The sequence below is a fragment of the Streptomyces sp. NBC_01237 genome (genome assembly GCF_035917275.1).
Taxonomy (GTDB): Bacteria; Actinomycetota; Actinomycetes; order Streptomycetales; family Streptomycetaceae; genus Streptomyces.
This window is the reverse complement of record NZ_CP108509.1, coordinates 212,199-230,287: the sequence shown is the minus strand read 5'-3', so window position 1 is coordinate 230,287 and position 18,089 is coordinate 212,199. Positions and strand designations below refer to the sequence as shown.

Below are 18,089 nucleotides of genomic sequence, written 5' to 3'. Positions count from 1 at the left end.
ATGACCGCCCATCACGTCAGGGCGCAAGAGACCGACCGAGAGGGAACTCCCGACCGGCGGAGGAAGGAAACATTGACCATGGAACCGGTGCCGCAGGTGATCCACCCGCGAGGTGGACAGGACGAGACAGCACAACGCCATGACGCGCCCTCGGGCGGCCCGGTGCCGCTGGTGGACGAGATCGCCGCGCTGTGGGGGGAACTCCTCAACTGCCCCGAGATCGGGGCGGAGGACGACTTCTTCGCCCTCGGCGGCAACTCGCTGACCGGCATCAAGATCATCGAACGGGTGGCGCGCGACTACGGCGTCCAGCTCTCCGTGCGCGACTTCTACCTGGCGCAGACCCCGGCCCGCGTCGCCGGACTGATCGAGAAAGGGAGGTCCGGCACATGAGACTGACGCCGGGCCCCGCGCGCGACCTCGACCTCGACACCGTCGACCTGTTCGACCTCGACCTCTACGGTACGGGCGACCCGCACCCCGTCTGGGACGTCATGCGCGCCAAGGCGCCCCTGCACCACCAGGTCCTGCCCGACGGACGCGAATTCTGGTCGGTCACCCGCTACGAGGACGTGTGCCGCGTCCTGGGCGACCACCGCGAGTTCACCTCCGAACGCGGCACCGTGCCCACCCACCTCGGCCAGGACGACGTCGCCGCTGGTGTGCTGCTCACCTCCACCGACCCGCCCCGGCACACCGAGGTCCGCAGGCCGCTGGGCTCCAAGCTCACCGCCCGCGCGGTCAAGTCCTGGGAGGACTCCATCCGCCGGTCGGTGACCCGCTTCCTGGAGCCGGCCCTGGACGGCGAGGTGTTCGACCTGGCCGAGAAGGCCCTGCTCCTCCCGGCGATCGTCACCGGCCCGCTGCTGGGCATCCCCGAGAAGGACTGGGAAGAACTCGTCCAGCTCACCGCCATGGTGGCGGCCCCCTCCGACCCGCACTTCCAGCTCGGCAGCGAAGCCGCCACCCTGGCCATCTCCCACCACGAACTCGTCGGATACGTCACCGAGTGGGTCAAGGTCCGCCGCGACTCCGGAGCCGAGGACGACAGCCTGCTCCATCACCTGATGAGCGTGCGCCCCGGCGGGACACCGCTGAGCGACCAGGAGATCGCGCTCGACGGCTACAGCATCCTGCTGGGCGCCAACGTGACGACCCCGCACACCGTCTCCGGCACCGTGCAGGCCCTCATCGAGTGGCCCGAACAGTTCGGCAAGGCCCAGGCCGACCCGACCCTGATCCCCAACCTGGTCGAGGAAGGGCTGCGCTGGACCTCGGCCGCCTGCAACTTCATGCGCTACGCCACGGCCGACGTCCCCGTCGCGGGCGGCGTCATCCCGGCCGGCGCAGCGGTCGTCGCGTGGATCGGGTCGGCCAACCGGGACGCCGCCCAGTTCGCCGACCCGCACACCTTCGACATCACCCGCCCCAACGCCAAGCGCCAGATCGCCTTCGGATTCGGCCCGCACTTCTGCATCGGCGCCCCGCTGGCCCGCCTGACCCTGCGCGTCTTCTTCGAGGAACTCCTTCACCGGTTCGACTCCCTCGACCTGGCCGGCGAACCGGAGCACCTGCGCTCCTACTTCATCTCCGGGATGACCCACCTGCCCGTCGCCGCCCAGAAACGGCTCATCCCATGACGTCCGGACCCGCCCTCGCCTCACCGTGGTTCGTCCGGCCCCCCGCCGCCGCTGCGTCCGCCCGCCTGTTCTGCTTCTCCTTCTCCGGCTCCGGGGCCTCCGCGTTCAGCGCCTGGCCCGCCACGGCCGGCGACGCCGAGATCTGCCCGGTGCAGTTCCCCGGCCGCGAGAACCGCCTCGCCCATCCCCACTACGCCAGCTACGAGAACCTCGCCGACCAGCTCGTCGAAGCCCTCACGCCGTTGCTCGGCACACCGTTCGCGTTCTTCGGGCACTGCTCGGGCGCCCTGCCTGCCTACGAGAGCGTGCTGCGCCTGGCCGCCGCGGGCCTGCCCACCCCCCAGCGGCTGTTCGTGTCCGGCCAGCCCGCCCCGCACCAGGCAGCCGCCGACCGAATGCTCACTCTGGGAGAGGACGAACTGCGCGCCGAAATCGTCACGTTCCTGCGCGGCCGGGGCATCGAACCCCGCCCCGACATGATCGACATGGGCATGTCCGTGCTGCTGCGTGACCAGGCCGCCGCCGGCGCCTACCGGCGTACCGAGCCCACCCGGATCGACTGCCCGATCACCGTGCTGCACTGGAGCCAGGACACCGACGTGAGCCTGGCGGACCTCCAGGGCTGGCGTCGCTACGCCGACTCGGTCGAGACCCGCGTCGTCGAGGGCGGCCACTACGACTTCATGGACGCTCCCGCCCAGCTCCTCAAGACGCTCGCCGCCGGTCGTTCGCATCGAAGTGAACAGTGTTCCCGTCACCGTTGACACCTCCGACCCGGAGGGGCTCTCCGTTCCTTTCCTGAGCCGGGGGAGTGGTGGGCCGAGACAGGGGAGTCTGCGGGTGCTTCCGGACGAGGTGTTCATGAGACCGCATACTGTGGTCGCAGGGGGAACCATGACCGCCGGAAACGATCAGCAAACTGGAGCCCCTGACCATGCCGATCTTCGATGTGCTCCTCGCCAGGAGTATCGCTGGAGCGTTCACCGGCGCGACCGTCCTGGCCGGGTCGGCTGCCCCATCGCTGCCCTCGGGGACGTCTGGCTCATCGTTCGGCACCTCAAGGGTCGGCGCAGCTCCGTCCGGCACAGGGGCGAGGCGGGCGGCGGGGGAACGAGGGGCGAGCGTCTGTCAGGACGACCGGCGTCCGATGGCATCGGAAGCCGACACCAATGCTGGATCCTGCCACCAGCGCGCGACCCGTTCGGGGGTACTGCAAAGTCCCATGCGTCCTGGGTCTTCCCCCCGCCATGGCCTGCACAGCTGCCGCTGGAGTTCGGCGATCCGCGACCCGTCACCGCCTACGCCCCGTAGAGGGACCGTGCACACTGGCGGGGACGGACGCGTTGCAGCGCATACCGAACAGGACGACAACAACCCGGAAAGGTCTTGAGGGATGGGTGAGTACGCGGACCTGCCTGGTGTGAAAACCTGGTACGAAAGCGAAGGGGCAGGCGATCCGCTGCTCCTGCTGCACGGCGGCTTCTGCACGAACGAGACCTGGGGCGCGCAGCGCGCCGACCTCGCGGCCGCCTACCGTGTCCACCTCCCCGAGCGGCGTGCGCACGGGCACACCGCCGATGTCGCGGGGCCGCTGACGTACCGGGCCATGGCCGACGACACGGTGGCCTTCCTGGAGATGGTCGTCGCGGGACCGGCTCATCTGGTGGGCTGGAGCGACGGGGGAATCGTCGCGCTGCTCGTCGCCATGGACCGGCCCGACCTCGTCCGCAGGGTTGTGGTGATCGGCGCCAACTTCCGTCCGGGATCCGAGTGTTTCGTCGAGCCGGAGATGCTTGACGCGATGACGCCGGACGGACCCGACCTCGCGTTCTTCCGGGAGATGTACGAGCCCGTCACCCCAGACGGCGCCGGCCACTGGCCCGTGGTGGCTGCGAAGGTGATCGGCATGTGGCGCACCCTGCCGACCCTCACGACCGACGACCTGGGCCGGATCGAGGCGTCCACCCTCGTCATGGTCGGGGACGACGACATGATGACGCTGGAGCACACGACCGCCCTGTACCGCGCGATCCCGAACGCTGAGCTGGCCGTGGTTCCGGGCGCCTCGCACCTGGCCCCGCTGGAGAAACCGGCGCTCGTCAACCGACTGATCCTCGACCACCTCGCGCAGGAGACCGTCGAGACGATGATGCCGATCCGGCGGTCGGTGCCGGGGGCTACCTGACGGTCGCCGCTCACCGGCCTCCCGCTGCGGATCCCCCACGAACAGCCCAAAGCCACAGTGGGGGCAGCGCTGCCGGGTGTACGTCCTCAGTGGACGGCCCGCCGAATTCGCGCAGCCGATCCCTTGGACCTATCACCTTTCCTGATCTCCGCTGTGCGTGAGGTAGCACCAGGGTCCACATGAACACGGAACCCACAGAGCACGCCACAGACATCGAAGTCCTCAAGCGGCTCTTTGCCACCGTCGAGCGCTTCCAGCAGGACCGGATCGTGTCCGCGCCCGACCCCCAGTGGTACCCACGACCGCAGGGGCGGTCGCAGGCATCTCGGGACAGTGGTGGTGAGAGACGGTCGGCAAGGGTGTGTTCTCAGCCCTGGATCCCCATGCGATCGGCGACCAACGCACTTGGCGATGCGGGGCGTTGGCGCGCCCTACGGAGACACCGCCTACGTCCCACCACACCGGTCAGGCCGACAATTGGTCTGTACCAAATCTGGCCAAGGTCTTGCCAGAAACCGCGTACCTGGGCAGGATTTGGCTCGCGATCAAGCAGGTAATCACTCGCTTTCTCATCCATTGTCGCGCTTTGGTATCCGCGGCGTCCGCGGCGCCCCATGGGCCGCTCATCAAGGCCGGAGTTCCGCTCCACGCTCCACCCGCACATGCGCCCCTTCCCCTCACGCATCGTCATCAGAAGAAGGAGTCCCCATGTTCACGAAGTCCCTGTCCAGGAAGCGCGGTGTCGTCGGTGCCGTGGCCGTTGCGGCGGCCACGGCCGGCATGGTGCTGGCCGCGACGCCCGCCGCCCAGGCAGCACCCGGCGACTGCACCGTATCGTCCGGGAGCAGCCTTTCCAGTCTCTGCACCAGCGGTACCGGTCAGCACCGGATCCACGCGGTGCTCAACCCGCTCGACCCCAGACTGCCGCAGCGCATCATTCTCGGTAACTGGGCCCCGGTCGGACAGGCTTCGGTGGCCTCCAACCCGTGGGGTGCGGGGTACGTCGTGAGTGCCTGGGTGGACCGCATCGACTAGCCGGTAACTGTCCTACGTCCAGGCGGCCTTCGGCTGAGCATGTGATCCTGCCGAGGAACACATGCTCAGCACGAAGGCGGTGGGGACGAGCCGGTCGCATCACGCTTTCCGGCATGATCCGTTTGCGGGACTGTCACGCTTCCGGGACGAGTTCTGCTCCTGTCTGACCAGGCGTGCCAAGGCATGGTGTGAACTCTCGGGCGCGGTGCTGCGCGCGGATGGGCCGGTCCGGTCACTGGTGGCTGAACACCGTCGCGGGCAACGGAAGGCTCGACGAGGCTGTCCGCAGGCCGGGTCCATGTGGCCCGGCTGAGGCGGGCCCTGGTGACGGTGCCCCGTGTGCTCGGCGGTGTCAACGGGGCCCGTTCGGCTCAGGTGCGGGCGTCGAGGAATCGGCGGATCGCGACTGCCGACTCCTTCGGCCTTCGAAGGTGAACCCAGTGATCGGCGTGCAGTTCGACCAGGGTGGTGCCGGGGCGCCGGTTGCTCATCTCGCGGGCTTGCGCGGTGGGCAGCACGGTGCTGGCTGTGCCGTGGAGGAGCAGTGCGGGGCAGTGGGAGCCCAGCCATTGACGCCAGTGGTCGCCGAGCAGCCGGGTGTCGGAGTCGACCATGTCCGCGGGGTGGGAGCCGAGCCGCCACCCGTCGTGGTGTGGTCGCAGTCCGTTTTCCAGCAGGGGTGCCAGGGAGCCGCAGGCGACGAGGAGTTCTTCGCGCGTGGGGGCGGAGTACGGCAGGTCGAGCAGAAAGGACAGCGGGGCGGGTTCCACGACGGGGAGACAGGCGGGCCCGTCAATGTTGATCAGGGCGCTCACGGTGTCGGGCCGGGCAGCTGCCAGGTGGTAGCCGTTGATGGCGCCGAGGGAGTGCCCGACAACGGGGAGGGACCTGTGATCAAGCCCCAGGCGGCTGAGCAGGAGGAGCAGATCGTTGACGTATCCGTCCCGGTCGTACTGCTCGGCCCGGCCGGAGTCCCCGTGCCCCCGCTGATCCAGCGCGATCACCCGCCATCCGTCGGCGCCCAGGGCGCGGGCGAGTTCCACGAAGTCAGCCGCTTCGCCGAGGTGTCCGTGCAATCCGAGTAGAGGTCGCCCCTCTGCCGGCCCGAAGTCGAGGTAGGAGAGACGTCGCTCGTCGGGGGTGGTGAGGAAGGAGCGCACGGGGTGGCCTGGGGCCGGTCCGGTCGGCATGTCGAGGGCACGTACGGAGGAGGTCCTGTGCGCAGCGGCGGTCACCGGGCGATTCTCGCCCGGCGACTGGTGCGGCTTACGTGCTCGTCGAGTGACCGCGCGTCGCGGCGGCCACGCCGACGAGGAAACCTCACCGGACGACTCGGCCTCGCGGCGGAGCCGCCGTTGCCCTGACCGCGGGAGAGCCGCACCTCGCAAGTGTGGAATCCCCGCCGGCGGACCGTCGAGGACCGGCCTTTCCTCCCCGAGTCGGGCTTTGGTGTGCTTTCCAGAATTCTTGGCGTACTGGCCCGAGCAGGCCAACTGCGTTCGCCTCCACCACCTCTCTGGAATGAACTACGACGACATCGCCGAACCTCGACATCTGGCCTTCGGGACTGGTCAGCCCGCATGTTGAGGTGTCACGTATCCGAGGCTGAAGTCAGCCAGGCATCACGGCCGTCGGGGTGAGGGCGACCAGGCGTCGGCGCCGGTGGGCGGGGTCGACGGTGATCCTCACCTACCCCTGCGCCTCCAGTGGTCGCAGGGCACAGTTGATGGCGGGGCCGGACAGGGTCAGGGCGATCATGACGACGGGGCCGTTTGTTCGGGCACGGTGCCGCAGTGTTGGCCTCGGTGGACCGTTGTTCAGGGGCTCCGGCCGGGCCGTGAGGATCGGGCCTCCACCGCCGCCGCCGTATGCACCTCGAACAGGCTCGACTACCTTGCCTCGATGACCTGGTGCTCGGGGGCTGAGGAGGGGTGGTGCGCAGTCCTCCGCCAGGCCCGATCCGGGCGGCCCCACCGCGACCGCGAGATTCTCATGCCAGCCAGCCAGCCAGCCAGCCAACCAGGCAGCTCGCAGTCCGCGAAGTCGAAGGTGCGGCTCCGGCCGTCCTCGCCCTCAAGATCCACACACACGCTGCCGCCCGGCGAGCGGTGGACCGCCGAGCGGACCTCGTAGTCGCCGTCGGGCAGGGCCGCCCGAAACCCGGGGCAGGTGCTCCCGCGCTCATGCGACCGCCGCCGTCTCGTCGACCACGTCCACCGGCACGTCCCGCCCGCCGGGAACCAGCGCCATCCTGATTTCCCTTGCTCGCCCGCCGTACGGTGCGACAACTGCGGGCCCACCCGCGAGCCCCGGCCACCTGCGGGGTCGGGCTTGTCGGCACGTGCCCGGCACGCACCGCCCACCGGTAGAAGGCGTCCACCCCGCCACTTCGGGGTTCCAGGTCGACCCGGCGATGAACCGACCGGCGCCGCCAGGTCCCGGGCGTAGCCGAACTGGGCATTCGCCGCGGGATGCCCCGTACCCGGCAGACGGGCGTGGGTGAAGGGGGCCGGGTGTGCCGGGCGCAGGGTGCGGCGTCTGGATGCCCTCGGGAGGGTGCGCTGTCAGTCGGGAATGCGGGACAGAACCGCCTCCAGACCGAAGGCGAAGCGCTCGTCGAAGTTCTGCCGGAGGTGAGGAAGGGCGCGCTGCAGCGCCGGGTGTGCGTCGCGTTCGACGGCCCGGGCGAGCTTCGCGTCGTCCTCCCCGCCCTCGGCCTGCTCCTCCTGGGTCAGGCCCAGGGTGAAGTAGTTGACCGTCCACGCCGTCCACGCCGCCTGCCGCTCATCGGCACCGGCTTCCAGGAACGCGTCGACGAGGCGGTCGGCGAAGCGCAGCGTGTTCGGTTCGGCCGGATAGGTGCCGGTGACCAGGGCGGCGCCGTCGCGACGGGCGAGCAGCGCGTGCCGGTAGCGGCCGACCAGCTCACGGACGCGTGCCGGAGGGGCGTCGGGCAGGTCGTCGTAGCGGATACCGGCGAGGACGGCGTCGGCCATCAGCTCCAGCATCCGCGCCTTGGTCTTCACGTGCCACAGCACGGTGTTCATCCGCACCCCGAGGCGGTCGGCGACCGCCCGGGTGGAGAGCCCGTCCAGCCCGCGCTCGTCCAGCACCCGGAGGGCGGCATCGATCACGGCGGCGCGGGTGAGCTGGCCCGCGGTGTCTTCTCCGGCTTGCTTCTTGGTCACTGACCTAGCTTACTCCACTCCAAGCATTGGTCACCGACCAAGAGTCTGTGTCGAGGAAGAGGAAATTCATGAACTATCAGCTTGTCGTCGCAGGTGCCGGACCCGTGGGCCTGTGGCTCGCCGGTGAACTGCGCCGCGCGGGCATCACCGTCGCTGTGATCGAGCCCCGCTCCGAACGCGACTCCCGCTCCCGCGCCCTGACCGTGCACCCCCGCACCATCGAGACCTTCGCCTCCCGTGGCGCGCACCAGCCCTTCGTGAGCGAGGGTGTACCGCTGCCCGGAGGCCACTTCGGCGCCCTCGACTCCCGCCTCGACTTCCGCCGCCTGCCCAGTCCTTTCCCGCACACCCTCGCCCTGCCCCAGGAGCGCACCGAGGCACTGCTGGAGGGCCAGGCCCTTGACCTGGGCGCGCACATCCTGCGCGGACACGAGGTCACCGGCTTCACCGAGCACCCCGACCACATCGCCGTGCACACCACCGGACCGCACGGGCCCTCCACCCTCCACGCGGCCTACCTGGTCGGCTGCGACGGCGCCCGAAGCACCGTGCGCACCGCGGCCGGCATCGACTACCCCGGCACCCCCTCCACCGTGCTCGGCTGGCTCGGCGACGTGGTCCTGGACAACCCGCCCGCCCCCGGCTACGGCTACTTCGGCCCGGCCGGCGCCCTCATGGCCGTCCCCATGCCCGGCGGCGTCCACCGCCTGGTCGGCATCACCCCCCGCGACCTCATCACCACCTGGCCCGGCGACCTCACCCTGGACGAACTGCGCGAAAACGTGGTCGCCATGGCCGGCACCGACTTCGGCCTGCGCGACCCGGCCTGGCTCGCCCGCTACGGCAACGCCACCCGCCTCGCCGACCAGTACCGCAAGGGCCGCGTCTTCCTCGCCGGGGACGCCGCCCACCAGCACTTCCCCGCCGGGGGCGTCGGTATGAACGTGGGTATCCAGGACGCCGCCAACCTCGCCTGGAAGCTCGCCGCCACCCTCAACGGATGGGCTCCCGACAGCCTGCTGGACACCTACCACGCCGAACGCCACCCTGTCGGCGCCGATCTCACCGCCACCAGCCGCGCCCAGGTCGCCCTGATGACCGCCTTCACCCCCGAGGGCCTCGACCTGCGCGGTCTGCTCGCCCGGCTGATCACCACCCTGCCCGACCTCAACGACCGCCTGGCCGCCCAGGTCAGCTCCCTCGCCGTCACCTACCCGCCCACCGCCCCCGGCGACCACCCGCTGACCGGCACCCGCGCCCCCGACCTCGCCCTCGGCGACACCGGCCTGTTCGCACTGCTGCGCGTCGACCGCCACCTCCTGCTGGACCTCACCGGCAGCGGCCGCCTCGCCGGGTACGCGCGTCGAGGACTGCGCGTCCACACCGCCACCCCGGACCAGCCACCGGCCGAGTTCACCGACGTCCGCGCCGTCCTCGTCCGCCCCGACGGCCATATCGCCTGGGCGAGCGCGGAGCACGACGACACCGCCCTCACCGACAGCCTCACCACGGCCCTCGTCACCACGCACCGGAAGTGAGCCGCCCCGTACCGCCCAGCGCATCGACCCGACCGGCCGGTGTTGGCCGCGGAGAGTCCGATACGAAGGGGCCAACGTGCCATGCAGGGCACTGTCTTGAGCGTTGGGCCGCCCAGATGAAGATCCGTATCATCGGCCTTCCGGGCCCGGCCCGGGGTGTTGACGATCGCGTCGTCCCCGGCGAAGGCGACGAGCGCCGCGATCCGCTTCGCTCCTCACAGATCGAAGCCCGCGGGGCTACCCGGACGATGCCGAGATCCGGCCGGAAGAAGCCCTGGCTCACCGCCGTGCGTCCCCGTGGGCCGGAAGGGAGGGCAGGACCGTCGTGCATCACCCCCGTAACGAAATGATCCGCTTCCTTGTGCGGGCCGCGTTCACGGCCGTGAAGTGGGCTGATGCACTTTCCGACAGCAGGCGGTCCCTCCTTCCGCCATGTGCGCATGTGGCACGCCGTGGCGGCCTCCCTTGTAGTGGCGGTGGTGGCGGTGGCGTTTCTCGTCCTTCGTCCGTCCGGCGGCGCGCGTGCGGTGCCCAACAGTCCCTGCCGGGCGGTCGATTCCGCGCGCGAGGCCGCGCCCGCGACCCCCGACCTCGACGGGACGGCTTCGCCGATCTGGTGCACGAGATCTCCGAGACGGAGAACTTCGACCTGTTCGTCGTGCCCGGCTCCGAGCACGGTCCTGACCCCGACCGCACGACCGCCTTCGCCCACGATGACCTCGGTGTGCCGCACGACGTCCAGACGGGCGACGACCCGTTGCAGCCCACGGTCGCCGACCTGGATGAGGACGGCCACGCCGACCTCGTCGTGAGCGGTGCCGCCCAGGTCCTGTGGGGAGGCCCCAAGGGCCCTCGGGCCGGCGGAGCGCACGGGCGTGTGCCGCTGCCGGGCAGCGGATACCACACCGCGCCGGTCGCCGGCGACTTCGACGGGGACGGCCACACCGACCTCGCGGTGTTCAGGGACGAGAACGAGGCTCGGGAACTGATCGTCCTCAAGGGACCGTTCAAGCGCTCCGGCGCCCCGGTCAGCACTGCGGAGATCCCCAGCCCGGTCGACGAGGGCGCGTCACCCGTACTGGTCGCCGGGGACGCGAACGACGACCGCGCCACCGATCTCGCGCTCTACGGCTCTCCATGGGATCCGCCCCTGCTGTTCACCGGCGGCGCCCGTACCGCCGGCGGTCTGAGCAAGGAACCCGAGCGGCTGCCGGAAGGCGAGAACATCGTCTTCGGCGACTTCGACGGCGACGGGCGCCAGGACATCGCCATCGGCCGGAGCTACGTCGACAGCTACGACGAGGTCGACACCCCCCACCGGCGCGGCCAGGTCAACGTCCGCTACGGGAAGGAGCCGGGGAAGTGGGTCACCATGGACGGCGGTGACTTCAAGGAGGGCTTCGGCGCCAGGCTCGCTGCCGGGGACTTCAACGGCGATGGCTGCGACGACCTGGCCGTACAGCTCACCAAGAAGAAGGAGGCGGGGGACGCGCGGATCGAGGTGCTGCGGGGCGGCTCCGAGCACGGGCTCGGATCGAAACCCTGGCACTCCACCGAGCGATCCGTGCCGGGTGACGACGGCCCCGACGGCGGCACGCTCTTCGCCGTCCACGACTGGGACGGCGACGGCCGCGCGGAACTGGCCCTTCTCGGCGGGGACAGGTGGTGGATCACCGACGGCACGGGCCGTGACGAGGCATCCTTCCCTGTCGCCCCCAGCACGGATCAAGGTTCGTAGGTACATGCCTGCTGTCGAACCAGGCCCCCGGCCCCATCAGTATTCCCGAGCACACGAGTCGGCAAGCCCGGACCCGCACTTCGTCTTGCGCTCGGGCGAATGTCACGGCTGTGGACCCCGACGGTGCATGGGTGGCCGATCGAGTATCTCGATGTACATGATCCGGCCGTCCACGACGTCCAGGATCAGCATGCCTTTCGAGGGCAGGAGAGGCACGCACCGATGGCCCGGGCCGTACGGCTGCCCCTGCGGATGATCTGCCGTCCGGATGCTCTGGCAAAAGCCATCGCCGCAGCCGCACTCGTCAACCAGACGCAGATCCCACGCGCAGATGGCCAGCTCGCGTTCGCCTTCGTCCTCCAGGAGGGCAATCAGCTCGGCGATGAGATCGGGGAAGGCGTCGCGAATGAGGGGGTGGTCCTGCTCCATGGCCGGAGGGTAGCCGGGGCGACTGGCTGAGCGCGACGACGGGGTGCCCCGGCACAGCCGGCAAGATCACGATCGCCGAGCACCTTGGCGCGGACACAACGGCGTACTGATCATCGACGACACAGGCTTCGTGAAGAAGGGCACTACCTCCGCCGGTGTGCAGCGCCAGTACTCCGGCACCGCAGGCCGCACCGAGAATGGTCAGATCGGGGTCTTCGCCGCCTACGCCACCACCCGCGGCCACACCTTGGTCGACGGAGAGTTCCACCTGCCCAAGTCCTGGACCGGCGACCGCGAGCACCACCGGAGGCCTGGCAGTGGCTGTCCGTAGGCAGCGGCGCGAAGGGCGAGCGCTTCTACGACTGGGCGGCAGCCCGCCCGCCGACCGAGTGGGAGTTCGACGGCGACGAACCCACACGGCAACGCTGAATGGCGGCCCGCCGCAGCATCGCCGAGCCCGACGAGATCGCCTACCACCTCGCCGGCGCACCCCTGGGAGCCACCGTCGCCGACCTTGTACGCATCGACGGCTGCACGACCACGCTGTGACACGGTCCCAGGAGAAGTCCGGCTGGTACTGCTTGACCGGCGATGACCGGCGATGACCGGCGATGACGGGGGGCGTGCGCGAGCGCCGGTGGGCGAGGTCGGTACGGGCGGCGCAAGCGTCCCTGGACGCCATGGGTTTTCATACGCACCGCGCACTCCTCACCGGGAAAACCCGTTGCGGCCTTGCTGGTCGTGAATGACTCTGCACGGATGGAGATTCGTGGTCTTGATCTGCAGCGTCCCGACGAGACCGACGCTTGGTACTGCGCGTTGCGGGAGGCCGCGTCCGCCGACCGCGTGGCACCCGTCGTGGTTGCGCGCGAGGCCGTGCTGACCTCGCTGCGGAGCAACGACGGCAATCTGAACTATGATCGCCGCGCGTATGGCGCCTGGCGCGGCACGGAGTGTGTCGGCACCGCGCTGCTTGAGTTGCCGCGCCGCGACAACAAGCGCCTCGCCGAAATCGGGATAGGCATCCCGCCACGCTCCCGTCACCGCGGCGTCGGGCGCGCGATGTTCGACCATCTTCGCAACGTAGCCCGCCAGGAGGGCAGGACCGTACTGACCGCCGAGGTCGACGCGGCTGGCGTCGGCGCGCACACTCTCACCGCCAGCCCGGGCGGCCGCTTCGCCCTCGCCTGTGGCTTCTCGCCCAAACACACCGAACTTCGGCTGATGCTCGACGTGCCTGTATCCGAGGAGAAGCTGAGGGCACTCGAAGAGACCACCGCGAAGCGCGCCGCGGAGTACCGAGTCGTCGGGTGGACCGGCGTACCGCCGCACGACGTACTCGAACACTTCGCGCACCTGCACACCCTGATGGACGCCGACGTGCCGACAGGCGGACTCAGCCGCGAGCCGGTCGTCCACGACGCGGAGCGTGTCCTGCGCAGCCAGGAGCGGCTGATCGAGCAGGGGTACGGCCTTGTCACCACCCTGATCAGCGATCAGGGCGACGGGCCCGTCGGGTACACAATGATGTTCGTGATGGGCGGTGAGAGCCGGGAAGTGCTGCAGGACAACACCTTCGTACTGCGCTCCCAGCGCGGACGCGGTCTCGGCACACTCGCGAAACTCTCCAACCTGCGCCTGCTCAGTGAGCATTACCCGCATGCCCGCCGTGTGCACACGTGGACGGCCGAGGTCAACGACGCGATGCACGCGGTGAACAAGCGTCTCGGCTTCCGCCCTGTGGAGACCATGTACCAGCTCGAGCGCGCATTGGACCCGATCATGTAGCGGTGTCGCGGAGCCGGATCCGGATGACTCCAACCTTAGCTACGGCACCTCGCGGCGTTGTCGGAACGCCCGAATACATCCAGTATGCGAACATTCCTCCGCCTTGCGATACACCGCATCCGACGCCGTGCGCTGATCCCACAAGGGATGACGGGACAGCCCTTAGGCGAGGCGTGTGCGGGGCTGTTCGTAGGTGAGGTGTTTCACCTGGCGGAGGATGAGGGCTGTTTCCACGGACTGCACGCCGTCGAGGGCCCCGACTTTGGCGCTCAGATAGGTGTACAGATCGTTGACGCCCGGGTGGAGGGTGGAGACGACGATGCTGGCCGGGCCGGTGGTCGCGGCGGCGAAGCGGACTTCCGGGTGTGCTGCGAGCGCCTGGCCGACCTCGGCGAGCCTGGCCGGGGCCACGGTGAGCCAGAGCATTGCGTTGGCTTCCTGGCCCAGGGGTTCGTGGTCGTGCTGGACGTCGAAGTAGAGCACGCCTGTTGCCCTCAGGTGCCCCAGGCGCCTCTTGACCACGGATTCCGACAGACCCGTCGCGGTCTGGAGTTCGGTGAGCGTGGCTCGCCCGTCGCGCCGGAGCAGGGCGAGCAGCCGCTCATCGGCCGGATCGAGCGATACGGGACCGGCGGTCGGTTCGCCCGCTGTCGGCCGGAGGGCGGTCTCCTCCTCCGGAGTGAGAGCGCTGATCTTCGTGAGCCAGCCGAGGGCGCCGCCGTAGAAGGAGTGCAGCACGCAGTGGGCGCTGACCGACGTGACGCGGGGGGTGCGTTGCATGCGGTCGAAGAGCAGCTCGTCGCGCTCCTGCCGACTGCGCGGCTTCATCGCACACATCACCTCGGTGCCACCGGAGATCAGAGCGACGTGTGCGGTGTCGGGTCTCTTGGCGAGCGCCTCGGCAAGCGGGTCGGCCACGTTCGGTGTGCAGCACAGCCGGACGATCCAGCTGCTGCGGCCGAGCCTGCTCTCGTCGGTGATTCCGAGGACGCGCAGCCCTGCCGTGCTGTGCAGGCGGCGAAACCGTCGGGCGATGGTCTGCTCGGAGACACCCAGCACCTGCGCGATACGGCTGAACGGCGCCCGCCCGTCGAGCTGCAGGGCCTGGAGCAGCTTCAGGTCGAGTGCGTCGGGTGTGCGGGTGTTCACCAGGATGTCTCCTGCCACAAGGGGGTAGGGGGTTATGGCCGGACTCATCGTCCACGGCCTTGACCGCTGAGGCCCGGAACGCCGTCAGTGCGGTGTCCCGGGCCTCGCGGGGGTGCCACCCGTTCCCAGGGCGGCAGCCGCGCCGAACCGCCCGCATCCCGCGGCCCAATCCGACCCGGCGGACCGTCACTGGCTGATGCGCTCCTGAGCGGCCGCCGCAGCAGCCGTGGGCGTCGCGTTGGACGCGGTGCCCACGGCCACGGTAACCGAGGTCTGCCGTGTGCGGCGCAGCAGGAGCGCGCTGATCACGGCTGCGAGCAGCATGAGTGCCGCCGAGACGATCAGGCAGAGATGGAGGCCGTCGACGAAGGCTTCGGACAGGGCCCCGAGCGTCTTGCCTCTCATCGGTCCCAGGTCCATCCGGGCCACCGCGCCGAAGCCGCCCGTCTCCACGGCGGAGATGATGCGCGCGCCTGCCGTACCGTCGACGCCGGCGAGGTGGCCAGGCAGCGCGTCGACGGCCTTGGTGGTCAGGAGCGTGCCCAGAACAGCCGGGCCCAGCGCGCCGCCGACCTGCCGGAAGGCATTGTTACCGGCCGCCGCCATACCGGCCAGGTGATGCGGCACCGAAGCGACCGCGGTGGCCGTGACCGCGGTGAATGTCGTGCCGAGCCCCAGGCCGAGCAGGGCCAGGCGCCAGGCCAGCGAACCGAACGAGGTGACCGCGTCGATCGTGGTGAGACTCAGCAGCGCGGCCGCGGTGACCAGCAGTCCGCCGGTAATCAGGACACGGGCCGAAACCTTCCGGGACAGTCGCCCGAACACCCCGCCCAGCGCAACGGGAACCAGCGTGACCATCAGCAGTCGCAGGCCCGCTTCAAGGGTGCTGAGGTGCTGCACCGTGCCGAAGTACAGGCTCAGTACGAAGAAGAAGCCGATCAGCCCGAGAAAAGTGATCATGATGACCACGGTCGTCGCGGTGAATGCCGGGCTGCGGAACAACGAGAGGTCGAGCATCGGGCTCTCACTGCGTTTCTCCACCAGGACGAACGCCACCAAGGCGACTGCCGCCACCGACAGAGCCACCATCACCCGGGCGTCTGCGAAGGAACCGGCTCCACCTTCGATGACGCCGTACACGAGCGCGGTGACGGCGAGTGCGGCGGTGATCTGGCCGGGCCAGTCCAGGCGGCGAGAGCCGGGAGCGCGGGAGTCCCTCAGCAGCGGGACCGACAGGGCCATCACCAGGAGGGCCACCGGGACGGTCGGCAGGAAGATCCACCGCCAGGCGAAATGGTCCACGATCAACCCGGCGATCAGCGGGCCGACCGCGAGTGCCGCCATCAGGGACGTCGCCCACAGGCCGATGAACTTCCCGCGTTCCCTCGGGTCCGGGACCGCGTGACTGATCAGCGCCAGCGTCATCGGCTGCAGTGCGGCCGAACCAACGCCCGACAGGGCCTGCCCCGCCCATACGCTCTGAACCGACTGTGCGGACAGCGAAACGGTCGCTCCCAGCGCACAGAAGGCCAGGCCCGCCTGGAACACCTTCTTGCGGCCGTGGACATCGCCGAAGACTCCGGAGGTCAGGATCAGCGCGGCCACCGGCAGCACGAACGCCGAGGACACCCACGACAGCTCGGACGTCGACGCGTTCAGCGCCCGCTGGATGGCCGGCAGACTCACCGAGACCGTGGTCACCGGCAGATAGGCGACGAACACACCCACGCAGGCCATCACGAGTGTCACCACCCGCCGGTCCACCGGCGCGTTTGTTGTCGTGACGTTCAAGAAACTCTCCCTCACTGCGCCGGGCAATGCCGCCCGGCTCCGACTGCGACACCTTCCACCGCACCTCGGATCAGGACCAGCCACAGGGGCCGAGGACTTGGAAAAGCGCCATCAACCCCTCAGATGCTGAGGATTTCCTCCACGACGGCTCCTCCCGCTGGGATCGGACGCTCTGCACCCTCCGCAGCGGACACGACGCCCTGTCCCGCCGTAGGACGGCATGCAGGTGCGGAACCGGATCAGTTGTGTGGGCCCGAGGTTCAGGCCCTTGCTGAAGGGGATCCCCGGCGGTGGACACCGGGTTTCACGGCGAGGGCGTTGTCATCGTGTGAGCGCAGACCTCGCCGAAGTCGGCCGATCCAGATGGCGCGCCCCTGTCCGTGGGAAAGACGTCCCGGACCCGGCCGCCGCAGGCGGCCGCGGCCATCTCGATCGCGTCGGTGACCTGCGAGGTGGGCATGGAGGGCTTCCTCGAAGCCCGTCGCCGGGACCGGAAGTCCGGACGATGTGGACCCGGTGATGATCACCGGCGATCTGACGGTGTCCGGTCCGATCGCGCTCCACGAGTCTCTGCCGGGGCTCTGCGTCGGCGGTACCACCCGGGCGGAGACCCTGGAGGGTGGTGACTGCGAGATTCATATCCAGGAGGGCACCTTCACGCATTTTGTCTACGGCGACTACAACCACGGAATCCTGGAGACCCGCACCATCGAGACCCCATGGGTCATCAACTACGACCACGACCTCCGCGTTTCCGCTTGGCCGTTGTCGGCGGCACGGGCCGCCGCTGCGGGCCGGGCGTCCGCGGTGGGGTGGTGGTTGAGGCCGGTGATCGCCTATTACCTCTCGTGCAGAGGTCACCACGAGGGTCACCACGAGCCGCTGAGCCCTGTCGCCGGGCCACTGGGCCGGTCGGACGCCGCCGAGTCGCGGGTGACCGGCGGGGTTACGGTGGAGTGGAGGGTGATCGCGGACATCAGGCTGCACGATCGCTCCCGCCGTGTGGCGACGCGCCCGGTTCAGGGGCACGCGGAGACGAGGAGGTGCGGTTGCGATGGATTCGGAACGTGCCGAGCGCATCGTGTCGGCGCTCCGTGAACGCAAGGTGATGGCCCACCTTGTCCAGGCGGGTGTCTATGAATTCGGTATCCGTGTGGTCCTCGACGAGGGCATCGAGGCGCTCTGGGACGTTGACGGAGCCGCCGGGCTCGACGCGGAGATCGTCGGTGACGGGGTCCTGATCGGTTTCGTTCCGCATGTGCCAGGCTCTGAGAACTTCACCGAGTCGCAGTTGGTGGACAGCATCGCGCGAACCGACTACTCCCCGGAAGGGCTCCGCCCGCCGGCGGATGCTCCCCGTGTGCCGCCGGGTGGAGCGGACGGTCAGGACGCCCGTGCCACGCCCCCCGTGCCCGCCGCGGACCCGCCGCCTCCGGTGGCCAGGTACCAGCGCCGCGCGCACTGGATCCGGCGGGGCCGGAAATAGCCCCGCCCGCTCGGGATGAGCCCGCCCGCCCCCCTCCGTTGCCGTCGGCGGACGGCGGCATCGCAACGGGAACTGGTGACGTCGCTGGTGGGTGACGATTTTCGGGAGGATCACGGGCAGTG

16 protein-coding genes and 1 pseudogene are annotated in these 18,089 nt (G+C 69.7%); 11 read left to right on the top strand and 6 right to left on the bottom strand.

The window, feature by feature from the left end; genetic code table 11:
- Window positions 1-78: 78 nt before the first annotated feature.
- From OG251_RS37490 to OG251_RS37470, 5 genes are all read left to right on the top strand, one after another.
- Window positions 79-393: an acyl carrier protein gene (locus OG251_RS37490; protein ID WP_326681733.1), complete on the top strand. Its 315-nt coding sequence runs from the start codon at window positions 79-81 to the stop codon at window positions 391-393.
- Entirely contained in the window at window positions 390-1,640 is a 1,251-nt protein-coding gene (locus OG251_RS37485) for a cytochrome P450 (RefSeq protein WP_326681732.1), read from the top strand. Before OG251_RS37490 ends, OG251_RS37485 begins: the two co-directional genes overlap by 4 nt.
- On the top strand, window positions 1,637-2,404 hold the full coding sequence (locus OG251_RS37480; RefSeq protein WP_326681731.1) for a thioesterase II family protein: 768 nt from the start codon (window positions 1,637-1,639) through the stop codon (window positions 2,402-2,404). The genes OG251_RS37485 and OG251_RS37480 overlap by 4 nt, the downstream gene beginning before the upstream one ends.
- A 629-nt stretch (window positions 2,405-3,033) precedes the next feature.
- The gene (locus tag OG251_RS37475; RefSeq protein ID WP_326681730.1) at window positions 3,034-3,825 is read left to right on the top strand and encodes an alpha/beta fold hydrolase; all 792 of its coding nucleotides are present in this window, start codon (window positions 3,034-3,036) and stop codon (window positions 3,823-3,825) included.
- Between the two features lie 708 nt (window positions 3,826-4,533).
- Window positions 4,534-4,860: a hypothetical protein gene (locus OG251_RS37470; protein ID WP_326681729.1), complete on the top strand. Its 327-nt coding sequence runs from the start codon at window positions 4,534-4,536 to the stop codon at window positions 4,858-4,860.
- Window positions 4,861-5,231: 371 nt separating this feature from the next.
- Here the strand turns inward: OG251_RS37470 and OG251_RS37460 are convergent, their stop codons facing one another.
- A complete protein-coding gene (locus OG251_RS37460) occupies window positions 5,232-6,095 on the bottom strand; it encodes an alpha/beta fold hydrolase (RefSeq protein ID WP_326681728.1) in 864 nt (287 codons plus the stop codon).
- A gap of 1,329 nt (window positions 6,096-7,424) precedes the next feature.
- A complete protein-coding gene (locus tag OG251_RS37455; RefSeq protein WP_326681727.1) occupies window positions 7,425-8,048 on the bottom strand; it encodes a TetR/AcrR family transcriptional regulator C-terminal domain-containing protein in 624 nt (207 codons plus the stop codon).
- 68 nt (window positions 8,049-8,116) lie between these two features.
- Between OG251_RS37455 and OG251_RS37450 the strand changes: the two genes are divergently transcribed.
- Complete coding sequence (locus OG251_RS37450; RefSeq protein WP_326681726.1) at window positions 8,117-9,586, top strand: FAD-dependent monooxygenase; 1,470 nt, start codon at window positions 8,117-8,119, stop codon at window positions 9,584-9,586.
- Between the two features lie 616 nt (window positions 9,587-10,202).
- Window positions 10,203-11,324, top strand: a complete 1,122-nt coding sequence (locus OG251_RS37445; RefSeq protein WP_326681725.1) for an FG-GAP repeat domain-containing protein — start codon at window positions 10,203-10,205, stop codon at window positions 11,322-11,324.
- 102 nt (window positions 11,325-11,426) lie between these two features.
- Here the strand turns inward: OG251_RS37445 and OG251_RS37440 are convergent, their stop codons facing one another.
- Window positions 11,427-11,753, bottom strand: coding sequence for a hypothetical protein (locus OG251_RS37440; RefSeq protein WP_326681724.1), 327 nt, complete (start codon window positions 11,751-11,753; stop codon window positions 11,427-11,429).
- A 100-nt stretch (window positions 11,754-11,853) separates the two neighbouring features.
- Between OG251_RS37440 and OG251_RS37435 the strand changes: the two are divergent.
- Together OG251_RS37435 and OG251_RS37430 are read left to right on the top strand one after the other, a co-directional pair.
- A pseudogene (locus tag OG251_RS37435) lies at window positions 11,854-12,069 on the top strand (transposase); the annotation flags it as partial.
- 443 nt (window positions 12,070-12,512) lie between these two features.
- Window positions 12,513-13,541 carry a GNAT family N-acetyltransferase gene (locus OG251_RS37430; protein WP_326681723.1) on the top strand — a complete coding sequence of 343 codons (1,029 nt, stop codon included), beginning with the start codon at window positions 12,513-12,515 and terminating at the stop codon, window positions 13,539-13,541.
- Window positions 13,542-13,703: 162 nt separating this feature from the next.
- Here the strand turns inward: OG251_RS37430 and OG251_RS37425 are convergent, their stop codons facing one another.
- The 3 genes from OG251_RS37425 to OG251_RS37415 form a co-directional block, all read right to left on the bottom strand.
- Complete coding sequence (locus OG251_RS37425; protein WP_326681722.1) at window positions 13,704-14,690, bottom strand: Lrp/AsnC family transcriptional regulator; 987 nt, start codon at window positions 14,688-14,690, stop codon at window positions 13,704-13,706.
- Window positions 14,691-14,876: 186 nt separating this feature from the next.
- Window positions 14,877-16,427: an MFS transporter gene (locus OG251_RS37420; RefSeq protein WP_326682756.1), complete on the bottom strand. Its 1,551-nt coding sequence runs from the start codon at window positions 16,425-16,427 to the stop codon at window positions 14,877-14,879.
- A 358-nt stretch (window positions 16,428-16,785) separates the two neighbouring features.
- Complete coding sequence (locus tag OG251_RS37415; protein ID WP_326681721.1) at window positions 16,786-16,941, bottom strand: hypothetical protein; 156 nt, start codon at window positions 16,939-16,941, stop codon at window positions 16,786-16,788.
- A 59-nt stretch (window positions 16,942-17,000) separates the two neighbouring features.
- Here OG251_RS37415 and OG251_RS37410 point away from each other — a divergent pair, with 59 nt between their 5' ends.
- Together OG251_RS37410 and OG251_RS37405 are read left to right on the top strand one after the other, a co-directional pair.
- The gene (locus tag OG251_RS37410) at window positions 17,001-17,579 is read left to right on the top strand and encodes a hypothetical protein (protein ID WP_326681720.1); all 579 of its coding nucleotides are present in this window, start codon (window positions 17,001-17,003) and stop codon (window positions 17,577-17,579) included.
- A complete protein-coding gene (locus tag OG251_RS37405) occupies window positions 17,536-17,967 on the top strand; it encodes a hypothetical protein (protein WP_326681719.1) in 432 nt (143 codons plus the stop codon). Before OG251_RS37410 ends, OG251_RS37405 begins: the two co-directional genes overlap by 44 nt.
- Window positions 17,968-18,089: the final 122 nt, after the last annotated feature.